The organism is Actinopolymorpha pittospori (assembly GCF_014873875.1).
GTDB lineage: Bacteria > Actinomycetota > Actinomycetes > Propionibacteriales > Actinopolymorphaceae > Actinopolymorpha > Actinopolymorpha pittospori.
Map to the genome: position 1 here is coordinate 10,372,588 of NZ_JADBEM010000001.1, position 17,283 is coordinate 10,389,870.

General features: G+C 69.4%; 16 protein-coding genes. 7 read left to right on the forward strand and 9 right to left on the reverse strand.

The features are described from left to right. Positions 1-50: 50 nt before the first annotated feature. On the reverse strand, positions 51-2,381 hold the full coding sequence (locus HEB94_RS48025; protein ID WP_192756009.1) for an MMPL family transporter: 2,331 nt from the start codon (positions 2,379-2,381) through the stop codon (positions 51-53). 157 nt (positions 2,382-2,538) lie between these two features. On the opposite strand from HEB94_RS48025, the gene HEB94_RS48030 reads away from it, so the two are divergent. The 3 genes from HEB94_RS48030 to HEB94_RS48040 are packed head-to-tail and all read left to right on the forward strand — an operon-like array spanning position 2,539 to position 4,872. Further along, a complete protein-coding gene (locus HEB94_RS48030; protein ID WP_192756010.1) occupies positions 2,539-3,792 on the forward strand; it encodes a histidine kinase in 1,254 nt (417 codons plus the stop codon). Continuing rightward, complete coding sequence (locus tag HEB94_RS48035) at positions 3,789-4,478, forward strand: response regulator (protein ID WP_192756011.1); 690 nt, start codon at positions 3,789-3,791, stop codon at positions 4,476-4,478. The genes HEB94_RS48030 and HEB94_RS48035 overlap by 4 nt, the downstream gene beginning before the upstream one ends. A 19-nt stretch (positions 4,479-4,497) precedes the next feature. Next, positions 4,498-4,872, forward strand: a complete 375-nt coding sequence (locus HEB94_RS48040; protein WP_192756012.1) for a hypothetical protein — start codon at positions 4,498-4,500, stop codon at positions 4,870-4,872. Here HEB94_RS48040 and HEB94_RS48045 read toward each other — a convergent pair. The 7 genes from HEB94_RS48045 to HEB94_RS48075 form a co-directional block, all read right to left on the reverse strand. Next, positions 4,848-6,035 carry an RNA-guided endonuclease InsQ/TnpB family protein gene (locus HEB94_RS48045; RefSeq protein WP_192756013.1) on the reverse strand — a complete coding sequence of 396 codons (1,188 nt, stop codon included), beginning with the start codon at positions 6,033-6,035 and terminating at the stop codon, positions 4,848-4,850. The two genes, HEB94_RS48040 and HEB94_RS48045, sit on opposite strands and share 25 nt — an antisense overlap. A 145-nt stretch (positions 6,036-6,180) precedes the next feature. Beyond that, positions 6,181-7,377 carry a low temperature requirement protein A gene (locus HEB94_RS48050; protein WP_202896947.1) on the reverse strand — a complete coding sequence of 399 codons (1,197 nt, stop codon included), beginning with the start codon at positions 7,375-7,377 and terminating at the stop codon, positions 6,181-6,183. A 137-nt stretch (positions 7,378-7,514) separates the two neighbouring features. Next, positions 7,515-8,453 (reverse strand): carbohydrate ABC transporter permease, encoded by a 939-nt coding sequence (locus tag HEB94_RS48055; RefSeq protein WP_192756014.1) that lies wholly within the window; start codon positions 8,451-8,453, stop codon positions 7,515-7,517. Beyond that, complete coding sequence (locus HEB94_RS48060; RefSeq protein ID WP_192756015.1) at positions 8,450-9,412, reverse strand: carbohydrate ABC transporter permease; 963 nt, start codon at positions 9,410-9,412, stop codon at positions 8,450-8,452. Before HEB94_RS48060 ends, HEB94_RS48055 begins: the two co-directional genes overlap by 4 nt. After that, a complete protein-coding gene (locus HEB94_RS48065) occupies positions 9,412-10,782 on the reverse strand; it encodes an ABC transporter substrate-binding protein (protein WP_192756016.1) in 1,371 nt (456 codons plus the stop codon). The genes HEB94_RS48060 and HEB94_RS48065 overlap by 1 nt, the downstream gene beginning before the upstream one ends. 56 nt (positions 10,783-10,838) lie before the next feature. Then, entirely contained in the window at positions 10,839-11,609 is a 771-nt protein-coding gene (locus HEB94_RS48070) for an IclR family transcriptional regulator (protein WP_192756017.1), read from the reverse strand. 74 nt (positions 11,610-11,683) lie between these two features. After that, complete coding sequence (locus tag HEB94_RS48075; protein ID WP_192756018.1) at positions 11,684-12,502, reverse strand: helix-turn-helix domain-containing protein; 819 nt, start codon at positions 12,500-12,502, stop codon at positions 11,684-11,686. Between the two features lie 109 nt (positions 12,503-12,611). On the opposite strand from HEB94_RS48075, the gene HEB94_RS48080 reads away from it, so the two are divergent. Both HEB94_RS48080 and HEB94_RS48085 read left to right on the forward strand, forming a co-directional pair. Then, positions 12,612-13,397, forward strand: a complete 786-nt coding sequence (locus HEB94_RS48080) for a phytanoyl-CoA dioxygenase family protein (RefSeq protein WP_192756019.1) — start codon at positions 12,612-12,614, stop codon at positions 13,395-13,397. 142 nt (positions 13,398-13,539) lie between these two features. Beyond that, positions 13,540-14,268 carry an SDR family oxidoreductase gene (locus tag HEB94_RS48085; protein ID WP_192756020.1) on the forward strand — a complete coding sequence of 243 codons (729 nt, stop codon included), beginning with the start codon at positions 13,540-13,542 and terminating at the stop codon, positions 14,266-14,268. Between the two features lie 8 nt (positions 14,269-14,276). On the opposite strand, the gene HEB94_RS48090 is transcribed toward HEB94_RS48085, so the two are convergent. After that, positions 14,277-15,470 (reverse strand): hypothetical protein, encoded by a 1,194-nt coding sequence (locus tag HEB94_RS48090; RefSeq protein ID WP_192756021.1) that lies wholly within the window; start codon positions 15,468-15,470, stop codon positions 14,277-14,279. Positions 15,471-15,646: 176 nt separating this feature from the next. On the opposite strand from HEB94_RS48090, the gene HEB94_RS48095 reads away from it, so the two are divergent. After that, on the forward strand, positions 15,647-16,705 hold the full coding sequence (locus HEB94_RS48095) for an aldo/keto reductase (protein ID WP_192756022.1): 1,059 nt from the start codon (positions 15,647-15,649) through the stop codon (positions 16,703-16,705). Between the two features lie 303 nt (positions 16,706-17,008). Beyond that, a complete protein-coding gene (locus tag HEB94_RS53175) occupies positions 17,009-17,134 on the forward strand; it encodes a hypothetical protein (protein ID WP_273377502.1) in 126 nt (41 codons plus the stop codon). The last annotated feature ends 149 nt before the right edge of the window (positions 17,135-17,283 follow it).

A 17,283-nucleotide genomic window follows, 5' to 3' on the forward strand; every position in this document is an offset into this window, starting at 1 on the left:
GTGTGGGCCGCCGGGACGAACGCCCGCCGGCCCACACCGCGCCACCACCGTCAACCCTCACTTGCCCGCGGTGCTTCGGCGCAACCGACGTCCCCGCGACCGACGTCCCCGCGATCGACGTCCCCGCGATCGATTCCCGCACGGTCGATCGCCAACCGGGGCAGTCGCCGACCCAGCCAGTTCGGCAGCCACCAGGCCCTGTCACCGAGTACCTGCATCACCGCGGGAAGGATGAGGCAGCGGATGACGAGGGCGTCGAGGAGGATCGCCACGGCGAGACCGAGCCCGAACTGCTTCAGCATCCGGCTCGGGTCGAGCAGGAACGCCGCGAAGACGACGACCATGATCGCCGCGGCGGCGGTCACCACCCGGGCGGTGGTGGCCAGGCCCTCGCTGATCGCGCGGGACGCGTCGCGGGTCCGCTCCCACTCCTCGTGCATCCGGGACAGCAGGAACACCTCGTAGTCCATCGAGAGCCCGAAGACGATCGCGAAGATCATCACCGGGACGAACGCCTCGACCGGTCCCGGTTCGACACCGAGCAGGCCGCCGGCCACGCCGTTCTGGAAGACCAGGGTGATCACGCCGAGGGACGCGCCGACGCTCAGCAGGTTCAGCACGGCCGCCTTCAGCGGGATCAGCAACGAACGGAACACCGCCATCAGGAGCAGGGCGGAGAGTCCGACGACGACGCAGACGAACAGCGCCATCCGGTCGGCGACGGCATCGGAGAAGTCAACCACTGCCGCCGTGGCCCCACCGACGAGGTAGGTCGCACCGGTGTCCGCCGCGACGTCGGGCAGCACGTCCGCGCGCAGTCGGTCGACCAGGTCCACCGTCGCGGTGTCCTGTGGCTTGGAGTCCGGGAAGACGAGCAGGGTGGCAAGGTCGTCTTGCCCCGAGGGCATCGGCGGCGACACCGCGGCGATTCCCCGCGTGTCCGCGAGAACGTCGTGCGCGGTGCGGGCGGCCTGTGCATCGCCTTCGGCGAGGACCAGCAGCGGTCCGTTGAAGCCCGGGCCGAATCCCTTGCCCAGCAGGTCGTAGGCCTGCCGGCTGGTACTCGAGTCGCTGTCGTTCCCAGCGTCGGCGAAACCCAGATGCATGGTGCCCAGCGGTACGCAGAGCGCGCCCAGGGCGAGGACCGGGACCAGAACCGCGGGCCACGGGTGACGCTGGACGAAGGCCGACCACCGCCGCCACCGATCGCCGTCGGCGGACCTGGCACGGCTGGCCTGGCGGTGAACGGCACGCTCGATCCGGCGGCCCATGATCGCCAGCAGGGCGGGCAGCAGGGTCAGGGACGCGAGCATCGTGACCAGGACGGTCAGCGCGACCGCCACCGCGACGCCCTGCAGCGCGCCGAGCCCGAGGACGACCAACCCCATCAGCGCGATGATCACCGTACAGCCGGCGAAGAACACCGTCCGCCCGGCCGAGTCCAGTGCCCTGCGCACAGCCCGCTCACGGTCGACCTTCCTCACCAGCTCCGAGCGGTAGCGGGAGAAGACCAGCAGCGCGTAGTCGATGCCCACGCCGAGACCGACCAGGATCATCAGCGGGGTGGTGAAGTCGGCGACGACCGCGACATGGGAGGCGAGCCCGACCAGGCCGACAGCCGCGCCGACGGCGAACACCGCGATCACGATCGGCAGGCTCGCGGCCAGCAGGGAACCGAACAGCAGCACGAGGATCACGAGCACGGCCAGGATTCCGGCACCCTCCGCCGCGCCGCCGCCCTCCGCCTGGGCCCCGCGGACCGCCTCGCCGCCCAGTTCGACGCGCAGGCCGTCGCCGTTCGCCCGCTGCGCCGTGTCCATGACACGGTGGACGTCCTCGACGGGCACCTCGGTGGGCGGTGCGTCCAGCAGCACCGTCGCGTAGGCGATCGTGCCGTCCCGCGAGATGGCGTACCCCCCGGAGTAGGGGCTCTCGACGGCGGCGACGTGGGGCAAGTCCCGGACCGCGGCGAGCATCGAGGTCACGCGGGCCTGGGTCCCGGCCGACCGCACTCCGTCGGGGTGCTCGAGGACGATCTGCACGGTGCCGCCGGCCTGGTCGGGCGCGTCCGCCGCCAGCTTGTCCGCGACCTGTTGGGACTGGGTTCCGGGTAGGGAGAAGTCGTTCTGGTACGCCGAGCCCACGGCCTGGGCGGCCACGGTGGCGCCGACGAGGACGACAGCCCACAGGGCGAGCGCGCGCCACCGGTGCCGACCGGACCAGCCGGCCAGCCGCTCGAAGACGCTGCGCCGTCCCGGCCCGCCGTTGGAGGAGCCGGCCGGGGTGGCGTCTTCGTGGTGCGGTCCGGGAGCTGAGTCGGGCCGGGTCCCAGTCGGGGACTGCGATCGGGAGCGGGACTCGGCCCGCGGCTGTTCTGTCATCGCTGCGCCACCTCCTGTGGTTGCGCTGCGACGCTACGAACGCCGGGCACTCCCCGAGAACGCTCCACGGGGTGGTCTCGGCGTCCCCCCACGGGAGTAGGCCGGATGCTCCCGGCGAGGGATCCGGCGGGCGGCCGATCGACTTACGCTTGGCGTCGTGAACCGGCGAACCGTGGCAGCGGCCACGCCCCTCTCCCGGCTGACGGTCGACGTGGCCCTCGCCGCGCTGGCGTTCATCGTCTCGATGGGCGTTCTGCAGTCCGGCGGGTTCGGCAGGCCCGACCCCACCGCACGGACCCTCGACGTACTGGCGTTCGCGCTCGGCGCCGTGGCCTCCCTCCCCCTCGCGGCACGCCGGATCGCGCCCCTCACCGTCTACCTGCTGACCGCCGCCGCGACGGTCGTGCTCCTCTACCTGCGCTACCCGTTCGAGCTGCCGCTCGGCGCGATGGTCGCGGCCTACACCGTGGCGCTGACCTACGGCGGGGCCGGACGGACCCGGCGGGCGGTGGCCATGGCCGCGGTCGCGTTGTTCGTCCCGGCGATCACGCTCGCCTACCTCCTGGTGGGCGTCGACGTCGCGACGATCACCTCGGGCCTGTTCCTGTGGGCTGCGGTCAGCGTCTGTGTCTGGATCGGCGGTGACCTGACCCGGCTGCGGCGGGAGAGGATCGCCGGGCTGGAGGAGCAGGCGCGGCGTTCGGCCCGGGAGGCTGAACGCGAGCGTCGCCTGGCTGTCGCCGAGGAACGCACCCGCATCGCGCGGGAGTTGCACGACTCGGCCGGCCACGCCATCAACGTGATCCTGGTCCAGGCCGGCGCGGCAAGGCTGCTGCAGGACCGGGACCCGGAGGGCACCCGACACGCGATCGGCACGATCGAGGACGTCGCGCGGACGACCGTCACCGAGATCGACCGGCTGGTGCACGCGTTGCGTGAGGAAGATCCTGCCGCGCCGCCGACCCCGGCGGATCCGGGTGCCCTGGAGCAACTGCTGCGCGAACGCCGAGGCGACGGGCTGGCCATCGCCACCAACATCCACGGCGAGCCCCGGCCGCTGCCCAGTGGCGTGGCCTGGGCGGCCTACCGCATCCTGCAGGAGGCGCTCACCAACGCGGCCCGGCACGGCAGCGGGACGGCGGACGTCGCGCTGGCGTTCGGAGCCGACGCCGTGGAGATCGCCGTGACCAACCCGACTGTCCGCAACCCGGGCGTCCCGAATCCGAGCGGCCGCGGTCCGGCCATGCCCAACCCTGCGACGTCCGGGCGCAGCGCCGTCGGCGTGGGTGGCCACGGGATCATCGGGATGCGCGAACGTGCCACCCTGCTGGGCGGGTCCTTCGACGCCGGCGCCAGGAACGGCGCGTTCCTGCTGCGGGCGCGGCTGCCCATCGGTGGAGCTGCCACGTGACCGCCCGGCTGCGGGTCCTCGTGGTCGACGACGACGACCTGATGCGTGCGGGGCTGCGAGCCGTCCTGTCCAGTGACGAGACGGTGGAGGTGGTGGGTGAGGCGGGCAACGGCTTGGAGGGGGTGGAACAGGTGCGGCGGCTGGTGCCGGACGTCGTTCTGATGGACGTCCGGATGCCCGAACTCGACGGCATCGCCGCGACCCGCGCCATCGTCACCGCCGCTCCCGACGCCAGGATCCTCATCCTCACGACGTTCTCCGACGACGAGTACGTCTTTGAGTCCCTGGCCGCGGGCGCCTCGGGATTCCTGCTCAAGCGCACCCGACCCGAAGACCTCATCGCGGCCATCCACACGATCGGCGCCGGTGAGTCGCTTCTCTCCCCCGCCATCACCCGCACCGTGATCGACCGGATGACCAGCCACGGGCACCATCCGGCCGACCCGGCGGTCCTGAGCCGGCTGCGGGAGCTGACCCCGCGCGAGCGGGAGGTGCTCGAACTCATTGGGCGCGGCCTTTCCAACACCGAGATCGCGGCGGCGTTGTTCGTGGAGGAGTCGACGATCAAGACGCACGTGAAGCGGCTCCTCGCCAAACTCCACCTGCGCGACCGCGTGCAGGCGGTGATCCTTGCCTACGAGACGGGGCTGGTCCGCCCGGGTGAACGTCCACGGGCTGGCGCCTGAGCAGCCGTAAGGTGGAGACGTGTCGGAGTCGATCGTCCCCTCGGGGGACGAGCACCTCACCACGGGCTGGGCGCCGGACCTGCCGGCGGCGGACACCCTCGTGCGGCAGGCGGTGCTCGTCAACGCCTCGTTGGCGGTGGAGGTCCCCCGGTGCGCCGGCCGTGCGTGGCGTTCCACCGACGCCTGGGCGGGTGGCTGGACGGGTGACCGGGGTGCCCTGACGAATCCGGTCGTACTTCGCCAACCTCTCGCCGAACCCGACGGGGTCCTGGACGAGATCGGTTCCCTCCTTCCTCCGCGCAACGGAACTTCCTGGTCAGTGCTTGACGTCCTCCCTGGCGTGATGCCGGGGATTCCAACCGATCGCTCCTATGTGGAGCGGAGGACAGGTTGAGGTTCGCGGTTCAGCGGCTCACCCAACGGCGAGCCTCCCCGCGCAGTCACGGCACGCCCTGCCGCGATGTTGCGTGCCGCGTTGACGTCGGCGTGGGCCGCGTGCCCGCAGGCGCGACAGACGAAGACCGCTTGGCTCTGACGGTTCCTCGCGTCGCGGTGCCCGCAGGCGTTGCAGGTCTGAGACGTGTACGCGGGGTTGATCTTCTCCACCCGGCCAGGAGCCTTCTGCTCCAACCGGGTCACCAGCCGCCCCCACCCAGCCGCAAGGATTGACCGGTTGAGTCCAGCCTTGGCCCGCACGTTGCTCCCGGGCTCCTGCATGGTGCCGTGCGCGGACGCAACCATGTTTCGGATCTTCAGGTCCTCCACTCGGATCACATCGAAGCGGCGGGCCACATCGGTGGACGTCTTTTCCACCCAGTCCTTACGGCGGTCGGTTTCACGCGCCTTGATCCGCGCGATCGCCGCCTTGACGGCTGCTCGGCGGTTCGATCCACGGCTGGCGCGCGCCAGCCTTCGTTGCAGCCGCAGCAGACGCTTCGCCTCGGTCGTCCGCAGCCCAGGTATGGAAAGCAGTTCACCCGAGGACAGGGCAGCAGAGGTGGCCACACCCCGGTCCACCCCGACAACCGCACCCGTCCCAGGTGCGGGGACCGGCTCGGGGATCACAGCGAACGCCACATGCCAGCGGCCGGCCCGGTCCCGGACAACGCGAAAAGACTTGACCCCATCAGGGACCCGGCGAGACCAGCGGAACCGCACCCAGCCGACCTTCGGAATCCGCACCTGGCCTGTATTGCGCGACACCCGCCGCACATCCCAGCATCTGCCGCGCTCCCCAACGATCCGGAACCCCTCATGCCGTCCGGCTTTACGCCACGTCGGCCGGCGATGAGTCCCAGCGAAGAAGCCCGCCATCGCCCGGGCGAAGTCCCGCAACGCCTGCTGCTGCACGGTCTGCGACCCGGCCGCCAGCCACTCGAACGCTTTTCTCGCCTCCGTCAACTGGCGGGACTGCTCCCCATAGCCCGGCGCACTCGACCGCCCCGGCCGCCAATGCTGATGCTGCTCACACGCGAGGTTCCACACGAACCGAGCGTGCGCGCAATGCCTCAGCAACACCCGCTCTTGAGCAGGCGTCGGCACAAGACGAAAGCGCATCCCAACACGCTAACCACCACCACCGACATCTCAAGGAGGAGGCAGTGCCCACCTCCGCTCAGGTCTGGACTGGGATGCGCTCACAGCCGCACACCCGCGAAGCCTGACCATCGGGCGGGCCGCGGCCGCGCGGTGACCGCGCCCGCTACCGCACCCCCTCGCGACCAAAGGTGTGGACGCCAGTGCTCCCGGTACGGCGCCGCGAGCGACTCTCGACGATCATCCCGATCGCCATGATCACCCCGAGTGCGGCGAGTTGCGCCGCCGCGACGACCTGGCCCAGGGGGATCGCGGCGAGGACCGCGACCGCGACTCCGACACGGTGGGCCCCGCCGCGGATCCCCAGGATGCGCAGGAACCACGCGTGGCCAAGGAAGAACAGCGCGATCCCGGCGCTCAAGGCGACCGCTGGTTGCAGGGCAAGCGGCTCGAACGCGTGCCCGACCGCCTTCTTCACTCCGGCGGCGAGCACGATGACGCCCAGGATCATCGGATAGTGGGCATATCCCCAGCCGCGCATGGCGACCTGTGCCTTGCGCAGTGGCTGGAGGATCGCGTCCAACGCGTGCTCGGCCCGCTCGTCGTCACCGGCGAAGTAGGCCCACCACAGGTAGAAGGCGAGGGCGAGGCCGAGCACCGCCACGGCCACCGCACCGGCGTCGATCGGCAGGCCGGCGAAGCCCACCCCGATCGCCACGATCGACTCGCCGATCGCGATCATCACGACCAGGCCGTGCCGCTCGACGAAGTGTCCGGCCACGATCGAGTGCCACCCCAGTCGGTGCAGGTACGGCGTGACGATCTGCAGGGCGAGCGCGGCGGCCCACAACACGTACCGCAGCGGTCCGGGTACGAACCCACCGACGAGTACCAGCAGCGCCGAGGCGAAGTTGAACGGCGCGAGGCTGCGCATGGCCAGTGCAGAGCCGCGGTTGTCGGCCCGGAAGAAGAGCACGGTGTGCACGAGGTTTACCACCATGTAGCCGACTCCGAACGCCCACCCCGAGGCGCCGAAGGCCTCCGGGATGGCCAGTGCCATCACCAGGAAGCCCGCCATGCCGGTGAGGAGAAGTGTGCGGCGGACGTTGCTGCTGGGCGCGACGGCGTTGGTGAGCCAGGCGTATCCGCCGTACATCCACCAGATGACCCCGAGCATCAACAGCACGCGGGTGACCCCGGCCGCGTCGAGGTGGTGCACCAGGACGTCGGTCAGCTGGGTCAGCGTAAACACGAAGACCAGGTCGAAGAACAGCTCCAGCGTGGACACGTGGATCGTGGGCTCGATCGTCGGGACGGGGCCGACCTCGGTCGCCGCCGCGGTCTGGGGCTCGGATGCGCTCACGGACGCATGGTGCCACGTGGGTTCGGCCCACCCCGTTCGACGCCCTGTCCGGGCCGCGGCGTCACTCCTTCCTCACCAGCTGTGTCGACCGCGCGGAACCGCGGCCAGGGCTGCCGTCACGTCCGCGACCCGCTCACCTACTTCAGGCCGGTGTGGCTGAGCGCCTGCAGGAACTGGCGCTGGAAGATCAGGAACACGACCAGCATCGGGACGATCGAGGACGTGGCACCCGCCATCGCCAGTCCGGCCGAGAGGCCACCGTCGGCGTCGACGAACTTCGTCAGACCGAGCGGGAGGGTGTAGTGGCTGTCGGTGGAGAGCATGATCAGCGGTGTCTCGTAGGAGTTCCAGGAGCTGACGAAGCCGAGGATCGCGAGCGCCGCGAGGATCGGTCTGGCCAGCGGAAGGTAGACGCTCCAGTAGATCCGCCACTCGTTCGCACCGTCGATCCGGGCCGCCTCGCCGAGTTCGCTCGGCAGGGAGGAGAAGTACTGCCGCATGAGGAAGGTGCCGAAGACGGTGAAGACCCCGGGCAGGATCAGCGCCCAGAGCGTGTCGTAGAGGCCGAGGCCACGAAAGAACATGAACCGCGGCACGAGCAGCAACTGGACGGGGACGATCGACGTCGCGATGTAGAGCAGGAACACCTTGTCGCGACCCCGGAAACTCAACCGTGCGAAGGCGTATCCGGCGAGGGAGGACGTGAGGAGCTCACCCGCGACGCTGACCACGGCGACCAGGAGGGAGTTGCCGAAGTAGCGGACCAGCGAGCTCTCCCCGAACCACACCTCGGCGTAGTTGGCCCAGCGCACCGGGTCGGGGATCCAGCGGGCGGGGATCGCGAAGACGTCGATGTTGCGTTTGAGTGAGGAGGAGAGCATCCACAGGAACGGCAGGGCGAACAGGATCGCGACGATCCACAGCAGCGCGCTCAGGACCCAGATGCGCGCCGTCCGACCCCGCCGTGACCCGCCCACCACGGGACGGGTGCCCACTGGTCGTGCGGCTCCGCCGGCCGCCGTGGCCGGATCGGCCGCGGACGTGGCGTTCAGCCCGGCGACACGGATCTCGCTCATGTGTACAGCCCCCGTCCCCGCTGGTATCGCCACATGAGGAGGGTCAGCACGAGAACGCCGACGAAGGTGACGACACCCATCGCGGCGGCGTAGCCGAACCGGTAGAACTGGAAGCCGTTCTGGTACATGTAGTAGGCCAGCACGGTGGTGGAGGAGTCGCCCGGCCCGCCCTGGGTGAGGAAGGCGATCAGCCCGAAACCCTGCGACGTCCCGATCAACGACGTGATCGCGAGGAACGTCGTGGTCGGCATCAGACCCGGCCAGGTGACCGTCACGAACCTCCGCCAGACTCCCGCCCCGTCGACCATCGCCGCCTCGTAGAGGTCCTGCGGCATGTCCTGCAGGGCGGCGAGATAGATGACCGCGGTGTATCCCACGGTCGCCCAGACGTGGATGAGGACCAGCGCCGGCAGCGCCCAGGTGTCGGAGACCAACCAGCCCGGCGGGTGGCCGACGCCGAGCACCTGCAGGCCGCGGTTGAGCAGGCCGGAGGTCGGGTGGAGGACGAGCAGCCAGACCATCCCGATCGCGACCGCGTTCACCATGCTGGGAACGAAGAAGACCGCCCGGAGCAGCCCTCGCCCTAGCACGGGCTGGTTCAGGGCGAGGGCGAGCAGCAGGCCGAGACCGATCGAGAGGGTCACGCCCATGCCCGCGTAGAAGACCGTCCGGGCGAGAGCCCGCCAGAACTCCACGTCGCTGAACAGGTTCGTGAAGTTCGTGACGCCGGCGTACTGGATGCCGCCGAGCCCGGAGACGACGTTCCAGTTGGTGAAGGAGATCGCGAGGCCGGCGAACACGGGCACGAGGGTGAAGACGAACAGGCCGATCAGGTTCGGCGCGATGAAGGCCCACGGGACCCAGCGGCGGATGCCACCAGGTCCCGTCGACCCCGTCGACCCCGACGAACGCGGTGAACGCGCGGCCGTGGGAGGAGCGGTCAGTGGCCCGGCGACCATCAGCTCGCCTTGGCGATCGCCGCGTCGCAGCGACGCTTCGCCTCGCTCGCCCACTTCGCCACCGACAGCTTGCCCATGTAGACCTGCTGGTCCAGTGACGTCATGATGGTGGTCATCTCCGGTGCCGCGGTCTGGATGGTGTCGATGGGCATCTTCAGGCTGTCGTCGAACAACGCGCTCCGGACCGAGTCGACGTCGAAGAGCCGGTCCCCTTCGGCACCGACCGACGCCTTGACCATGGAGTCGACGTCGAGGTTCTCCCGCAGGATCGGGTAGCGGCCACCCTTGACCATGTACTGCCCACCTTCGGTCGCCCACCACTTGAGCAGCGTCCAGGCCGCCTCCTGGTTGGTCGAGCGTGTGGTGATGGCCACGTGGTCGCCGTAGGCGCCGGAGTTCCAGTACTCCTTGCCCTTCTCCGCCACGGGCAGCGGCTTCATGGTGGTGCGGAAGTCGTGCGGGTACTCCTTGGTGTCGGTGATGTAGCGCAGCAGGTACGGCTGGTTGATGAGCATGCCGACCTTGCCGGTGAGGAACGGCGCCTGGGAGTAGACCTGCAGCTTCTGCGCCAGGATCTCCGTCATCGGGATGGCCGACTTCTCGCCGATCATGTCAACGCGCAGTTGCGTGCCCTGGGCGAACAGCGGGTTGTCGTAGTTGGACTCGGTCCCGCCGTTCTTGTAGGTGTAGTCGGGACCGAGTTCCTGACGGGCCACCGGTGGGGTGTCGAAGGTGCCATAGATCCCGTCGGCGGAGAGTTCCTTGGCGATGGCGCGGAACTCCTCGTGGGTCCAGTTGTCCGGGATGGTGATCTTCTTCGCGTCGAGCATCGACTGGTTGATCATCACCGTGACCGGGTTGACCACCATCGGGACGGTGTAGACCTTCCCGTCGAAGACGTAGTTCGACGAGCCCTCCTTCGGCGTGTACGCCGAGAACGCCGACTCGGCCGCGATGCGGTCGGTGAGGTCGACCAGCAGACCCGCGGTCGCGCGTTTGGTGAGCGCCGAAGGCCCGTAGGACACGATGACGTCGATCGGCACGCCGCCCTGCAGGGACGTGTCCACCTTGAGGTTGCCGGGGTCGTCGTTCACGTAACGGGTGTAGGTGACCTTGATCTTCGGGTACTTCTTCATGAACGCCGCGAACATGTCGTCCGGGCCGCTCTCCGGGGGTACGCCGCCCCAGACGCTGAGCGTGCCCGACTCGGCCTTGCCGGCGGATCCATCGCCACCGGCACCGGACGAGGGCTGATCCTTGGCGTTCGTTCCACCGCACGCGGCCAGGAGGCCGAGCGCGCCCGCGCCGGCGAACCCCTTGAGGACGGCGCGACGGTCGAACGTGGTGCTCTCTGCTCGTACTGCGCTCATGATCGTGACTCCAATGTCGCGATGGTCAGGGGGCGCCAACTGCAGGAACTTCTCCACTACTGCAAGGACTTCTCCACCGCACGGCGGATCTGGAGCAACCAGAGCCGCACCTTGTCGTCGGTGGCTACCTCCCGCGGCCCGGCCAGGGACAGGGCGACCGGATGGTCGCCCGGGTAATCGATGAGGGTGGCCGCGCCGAACCGGTCCGGCTCGTGCCAGTCGTCGATGATGAGGATGTCGTGGTCGAAGAGTGCCCGGGCCCGCTCGAGCGCCTCGACCTCCGTTGCCGGGGTCGCGTCGGAGCCTCGTGGCCACCCGTGCCGGACCCGCGACATGGCGAGCATCTCCAGGGCGTCCTGCTCCGGTAGTTCGAGCAGCATCCGCATGCCGGGGGCCGACTGGTGCAGAGGAAAGCCCGTCCCCCAGAAGTCGACCGTCTCCTCACCCTGCACGGTGCGCAGGAAGTACAGGATCTGGCCACGCCACAGGATGGACAACGAGATCAGGCAGCCCGGACACATCGAGGCCGCCTCGGCCATCGCCGCACGGGGCTTGCGTACCAACGGAAAGGCGGTGACCGCCGAGGCGAGTGTGAGGACGCCGAAGTCGGGTTCGAACCGGCGGCCCGCGACCTTGCGGACGTATCCCGCGGTGGCCAGAGTCGACAGGATCCTGGAGACCGAACTCTGGTGCACACCCACCGCCTCGGCGAGTTCGGTGGGCGACATCGGCCGTCCGGACTCGACGAGAAGCCGCAACGTGTCGAGGCCGCGCATCAGAGCCTGGATGCCTGAGGAGACGGAGCCCGTGGGCCCGGTCGGTCGCATGGTCGGAAGCTACGATGCGCCCTGCGCATAGTCAACGGATTCCATGCGCGCCGATGGCCTGTTGCGGACGCGCCTCACCGCAACCGGGAGCCGCGTTCCCGCCAGGCCCGCGGCGACATCCCCGTCACCGTCTTGAACTGCCGACTGAACAGAAAGACATCCGGATAGCCGAGGTCGCGAGCCACCATGCCGACCGGTCGCGACGACTCGTCCAACATCAGCATCGCGACCTGGATCCTTCGCCGCACCACCCACGACCGGGGCGCGACCCCGAACGTCTGCCGGAACCTCCGCACGAAGTAGTCCTCGCTGAGTCCGACAGCCGCCGCCAGCTCGGCCGCGTCCGGGCGGCCCGCCGGCCGCTCGTCGACGTACCGCTCGAGCAGGACGCGTTGGTCGGCGTCGAGCGGCGGTTGCCGCGAACGCCGCGCCGCCGCCCGGAAGATGCCGGAGAACAGGACGACCAACAGGGCGCGCAGTCGTTCGGCACGGAAGGGAAGTGCGCCGGAGAGTTCGATGACCAGTGCGTCGAAGGATGCCCGTAGGTCCCACATCCCCGCGAGCAGCACATGGCCGTCGGGTCCCATCAACGGTGGCGTCGCCAACCGGATCCGGTAGAGGGTCAGCCCGCCGTCCCCGGTTGCATGCAAACGGAACCGGATCCGAGGCGGCACCCAGAACAGCGAGCCGGCGCTGAGTTCGACAGCCTGCTCCGACACCACACCCGCGGCGGCACCCGCCACCACGAGATAGACCAGATGCTCGGGCAGTCCGCGTGGGAAGTCCAACGCCCAGTCACCGGGCAGCCGGTCGTATCCGAACAGGTCACCGACCAGCTGGTCACCGCGAGCCGCCATCAGGTCGAGCCAGGACTGCTCCCGAGACGTCGCCATCCGCGATTGTCACACCGATCGGCTCGTCGTCGCCAGGCACCGATCCGGTCCAAAAGCTGCAACGGAACAGGCCATGGAACCGATAGCCGCGGGGCGTCACCATCGGGTCATGCAGACATCAGTGCCCCTTCAGCCGGTGCCAGAACGGTCCGCTCCCAGCCTGAGCCGCGAGGAGGTACGACAGTTCCATCACCTCGGCTACCTCGGGCCGTACACCGCCATGGGGGTCGAGGACATGGCCGCGATCCGCGACCGGATCGAACGTGAGGTCCTGCCGACGACGGGATGGAACACCCGGAACCCACTGCAGTCGCGCCACCTCGACCAGCGCCTGGTCCACGACCTCATCGCCTCCCCGGAGATCCTGGGCAGGCTGCGCCGGCTGATCGGCGACGACATCGTGGTGTGGGCGTCGTACTTCTTCACCAAGGAACCCGGTGGCAAGGAGATTCCGTGGCACCAGGACGCCAACTTCTGGCCGATCGAGCCGCCGCTGAACATCTCGATCTGGATGGCGGTGGACGACGTCACCACGGAGAACTCCTGCGTCCAGATCGTCCCCGGCTCCCACCGTCGGGTGATTCGGCATCTGCCCGCACGCGAGGGGATGGCGTTCAGGGAGGAAGCCGACCCCGCCGAGGTCGACACCGACGCCGCGCTCGACATGGAGCTCTCACCCGGGCAGTTCTTCATCTTCAACGAACGACTTCTGCACCACTCGAACACCAACACCTCCGACCGCCGCCGGATGGGCCTGTCCGCGCGATACACGGTGCCGTTCGTGAACATCCTCGACCAGGACGGGCCGCCGCTGTTCCCCGGACACGCCTGTGTCCTGGTCAGCGGAAGCGACCGGTTCACCCTGAACCGGATGGCGGAGCCGCCATCTGCCTGACCAGGTTGCGGAACCGACGCAGGAGCAAGTGTCGTACCCACGCGCGACCCCCGTCCCACCGACGTCGTTCCCGACCCACCGCCCGCGGGTATATGCAGGTGAACGGAGAACGAACGACGGCGGGACGGAGTGGGGGACTGACATGGAACTGCCATACAAATCGGCACTCGTCACGGGCGGAGCTCGCGGCCTCGGCGCCGCCATCACCCGTCGGCTGACCGCGACCGGGACGGCCGTGTGGATCGCCGACCTTCGGGTCGACATGCTGACCGAACTGTGCGACGAACTCGAGACCACAGGATCGATCGCGACCCCACTGCCCCTGGATGTCCGCAACGCGGACCGGGTCGCCGAGGCCGTCGAGGGGATCTGCGACGAGGCGGGGTCGCTCGACATTCTGATCAACTGCGCGGCCATCGACGTGTCGAAGCCGATCGAGCATCTGACCCCGGACGAGGTGAGTCAGGTGATCACCACCAACCTGGTCGGACCGATCAACCTGTGCCTGGCCACGTACCGGCGGATGATCGACCACGGCTCGGGTCACATCGTGAACATCCTGTCCACCGCCTCGCTGCGGACCTGGCCCGAGGCGGGCCCCTACGCCGCGAGCAAGGCCGGGTTGCGTGCCTTCACACACACGCTGTTCCAGGAGGCGCGGCGTGACTGCATCGGTGTCGGGGTCACCGGCATCGTCGCGGGCGGCTCAGGCTCGCCCGCACATCTGGACCGGTTCCCCGAGACCGACACCTGGACGACGAAACATCCTGACGTCGTGGCCGACACGGTGATGTACGCCCTGTCGGTTCCGCCGGGCAGTGCACTGCCGGAGGTGGTCGTCGTCCCGCGCACGGAGACCTCCTGGCCCTAGGGTGCGTGTCAACGGTCGGTTGTCAGCAGGCTGCTCGAGACGAACTCGTTCGAGTCGTCTCCTACCAGGAAGGTGTAGCCACTGACGGTGAGCCGGTTGCCGGACGCGGAGACCGTCCACACGCCTCGCCCGGTCCGCGGGTCGTCGCTCTGCGGCAGTCCCAGCGACCGCCACTTCCCTCCGACCAGGCGAAGCCCGACCACGCCGTCGTCGCCGCCACCGACGACCACCACACCGTTCCTGGTCGCCGCGACCGAGGTGACCATGAACGTTCCTGCAGGCAACGGCACCTCGTTCCACTTCCGACCGTCGTAGTGCAGGACCAGGCCGCGCGGCCGCTCCTTCTCCTCCTCGCGGTACCAGCCGACCGCCCACACGTCCCGGCCCGAACCCGAGGTGACGTTGATGAGAATCCCGCTGTCCTTGTAGCTGGGCGCGGGCACCCGCTTCCACGAGACACCGTCGTAGTGCACCGTGAGGGGCTGGCCCTGGGCGTTGTCGGTACCCACGGCCCAGACGTTCTTCGCACTCACGGCGGTGGCGCCGCTCAGCGACCAGTTCTTCGAACCCGGGATGTCGACGTGCCGCCAGCGAGCGCCGTCCCAGTTCCGCACCAGCGGCTTGACGTAGGAGCCCTCCTCGGGTGAGTCGATCTGCACGTCACCCACCGCCCACGCGTTCTTCGCCGTGAGCGCGTCCACGGCCAGCAGGGAGCCCGCGATGGCCCCGGCGTCGACCGCGTCGGTGACGACCCGCCAGGTGCCGCGCTCACGGACCTCGGTGAGCAGGACGCCCGCCTTCGAGTCAAGGTCACCGACCATGAACCCCACGTTCGCGGAGACCGCGTCGACGTCGTTGAGGCGACTGTCAACGGTGGTGGACGGAAGCGTGACCCGCCTCCACCCGCCGACGCCTCGCAGGTCGCGCGAGTACAGCGCCGGTATGAAGGTGACGAAGCCGGGCGCGCCGCCCTCGACCACCTTCATTCCCGAGGCCCAGGTCGTGTGTCCATCGGGCTCGGCCAGACCCTGGATCGACACCGTGCCCACCGATGTCTCGTTCCAGACCAACGGGCGTCCCGATCCGGCCGGCGCGGCCTCGGCGGCACCGGCCGGGGACGCCAACGCCGAGCCGCCGAGAGCGATCGCGGTGGCGATCGCCAACACGGCCACACCGGGCAAAGACCTGCTGTTGCCGCGCATGCGGGATGTCTCCTCTTTCTTCGCAGACGTTGCGTACCCCTCTAAGACGCCCTGGGACCACCGCGGTGTCACACCGCGACGGCGAGTACGAACCTGAGTTGGTCCGGGAGTGGTTCGGTCGGCCATGATGGCTGGACAGGCACAGGCCTCGTGGTCGCCGCAACAGGGGGTGGCTGATGCGCTATCTGACCTTCGGCCGCAGGACGGGCCTGCGCGTCTCGGAGTACGCCCTCGGGACCGCCGTCTTCGGCACCCGGTGGGGCTACGGCGCCAAACCCGACCAGGCCAGGAAGATCTTCGAGCGGTTCGCCGAGGCCGGAGGCACCTTCGTCGACACGGCCAACGCCTACCAGTTCGGCGAGGCGGAGGAGATCCTCGGCAGCCTGCTCGGAAGTGAACGCGACTCGTTCGTGCTCGGCACAAAGTACTCCATCGGCACCAACCCGCAGGTGGGGATCTACGGCACCGGAAACAGTCGAAAGACGATGACGCGTACAGTGGAGGCGAGCCTGCGGCGGCTGCGCACGGACCACGTCGACCTGCTCTGGGTGCACTTTCCCGACCAGGTCACTCCCACCGAGGAGATCATGCGTGGCCTGGACGACCTGGTCCGAGCGGGCAAGATCCTGCACGGTGGGCTGTCCAACTTCCCGGCCTGGCGGGCGGCCCGCGCCGCCACCCTGGCCGACCTGAACGGCTGGTCGCCGCTGGTCGGCGTGCAGTTCGAGTACAGCCTGGTAGAACGCACCGCCGACCGCGAGATCCTGCCCATGGCCGACGCGCTCGGTCTCGGCGCGGCACTGTGGTCACCGCTCGGGGGTGGCGTCCTCACCGGCAAGTACCGCGGCAGCAGGGAGGGTCGGCTCTCCGCCGGTCGGCGGGTCCGGACCGAGGAGACGTCGCTGCGGGTCGCGACCGTCGAGGCCGTCCTCGCCATGGCGGACGAGGTGGACGCGACGCCGGCACAGGTGGCGACGAACTGGCTGCGGGCGCGCGGGGCGCACAGCAGTACGGCGTACGTGCCCATCATCGGTCCGCGCACCCTCGCGCAGCTAGAGGAGTACCTCGCCGGGCTGGACGTCACGCTGACACCCGAGCAGGTCGACCGGCTCACCCGGGCGAGTGCGATCCCGCTCGGCGAGCCCTATGAGGAGTACGACAAGTACCGCTCGGCGCTGCTCGGCGGCGACGACGTGGCCCGCGGTTTCGTCGCCCCGATCGTTCCGGTCGCCTAGCTTAGGGCGCGGACGCGACCTGGGTCCCGTCCGACAAAGAGCGGCAATCCGGACTTGCGGTCCGGCCGCCGCGAGCTACGGCGCGAGCCCACTGTCAACCTCTCCCTGACGCATCGGTCGGCGGCGGAAGTTCGTGCGTGGGTGCGAGGCATCGGGATACCGTGAGGTCTTCCAAGCGCGGCGGGCACGCACATCCGGCGGTTCCGGACGAAGACGGGGGACGCGCATGGGAGTCCCGACCATCCACGTGACTCGTCGTGGGCGCGGCACGCGAGGTCGCCGACGCGCGGGGCAGGTGTCGTGATGAGGATCAGCATCGTCTCCGACCACGCCAGCCCGCTGGCGCCCCTCGGCGCACCCGACGCCAGCGGCCGGAACGTCCACGTCTCCGACCTGGCGCGCGCTCGGCCGGTTGGGCCACCAGGGTGACGGTCCATACCCGGCGCGACTCGCCGGACCCGGCAGAGCGGGTCGACGTCGCGGACGGCGTTGTCGTCGACCACGTGCCCGCCGGGCCGCCCCACCCGGTCGGTCGGTGGTCAGCGGCCGGCCGGCAAGGACGACTTTCTCCCGTTGCA

Coding starts and splice junctions, on each gene's coding strand:
- HEB94_RS53175 (WP_273377502.1), top strand. CDS start 17,009: ATGAGGATCAGCATCGTCTCCGACCACGCCAGCCCGCTGGCGCCCCTC.
- HEB94_RS48075 (WP_192756018.1), bottom strand. CDS start 12,502: ATGGCGACGTCTCGGGAGCAGTCCTGGCTCGACCTGATGGCGGCTCGC.
- HEB94_RS48060 (WP_192756015.1), bottom strand. CDS start 9,412: ATGGTCGCCGGGCCACTGACCGCTCCTCCCACGGCCGCGCGTTCACCG.
- HEB94_RS48045 (WP_192756013.1), bottom strand. CDS start 6,035: ATGCGCTTTCGTCTTGTGCCGACGCCTGCTCAAGAGCGGGTGTTGCTG.
- HEB94_RS48080 (WP_192756019.1), top strand. CDS start 12,612: ATGCAGACATCAGTGCCCCTTCAGCCGGTGCCAGAACGGTCCGCTCCC.
- HEB94_RS48025 (WP_192756009.1), bottom strand. CDS start 2,381: ATGACAGAACAGCCGCGGGCCGAGTCCCGCTCCCGATCGCAGTCCCCG.
- HEB94_RS48085 (WP_192756020.1), top strand. CDS start 13,540: ATGGAACTGCCATACAAATCGGCACTCGTCACGGGCGGAGCTCGCGGC.
- HEB94_RS48095 (WP_192756022.1), top strand. CDS start 15,647: ATGCGCTATCTGACCTTCGGCCGCAGGACGGGCCTGCGCGTCTCGGAG.
- HEB94_RS48070 (WP_192756017.1), bottom strand. CDS start 11,609: ATGCGACCGACCGGGCCCACGGGCTCCGTCTCCTCAGGCATCCAGGCT.
- HEB94_RS48090 (WP_192756021.1), bottom strand. CDS start 15,470: ATGCGCGGCAACAGCAGGTCTTTGCCCGGTGTGGCCGTGTTGGCGATC.
- HEB94_RS48065 (WP_192756016.1), bottom strand. CDS start 10,782: ATGAGCGCAGTACGAGCAGAGAGCACCACGTTCGACCGTCGCGCCGTC.
- HEB94_RS48055 (WP_192756014.1), bottom strand. CDS start 8,453: ATGAGCGAGATCCGTGTCGCCGGGCTGAACGCCACGTCCGCGGCCGAT.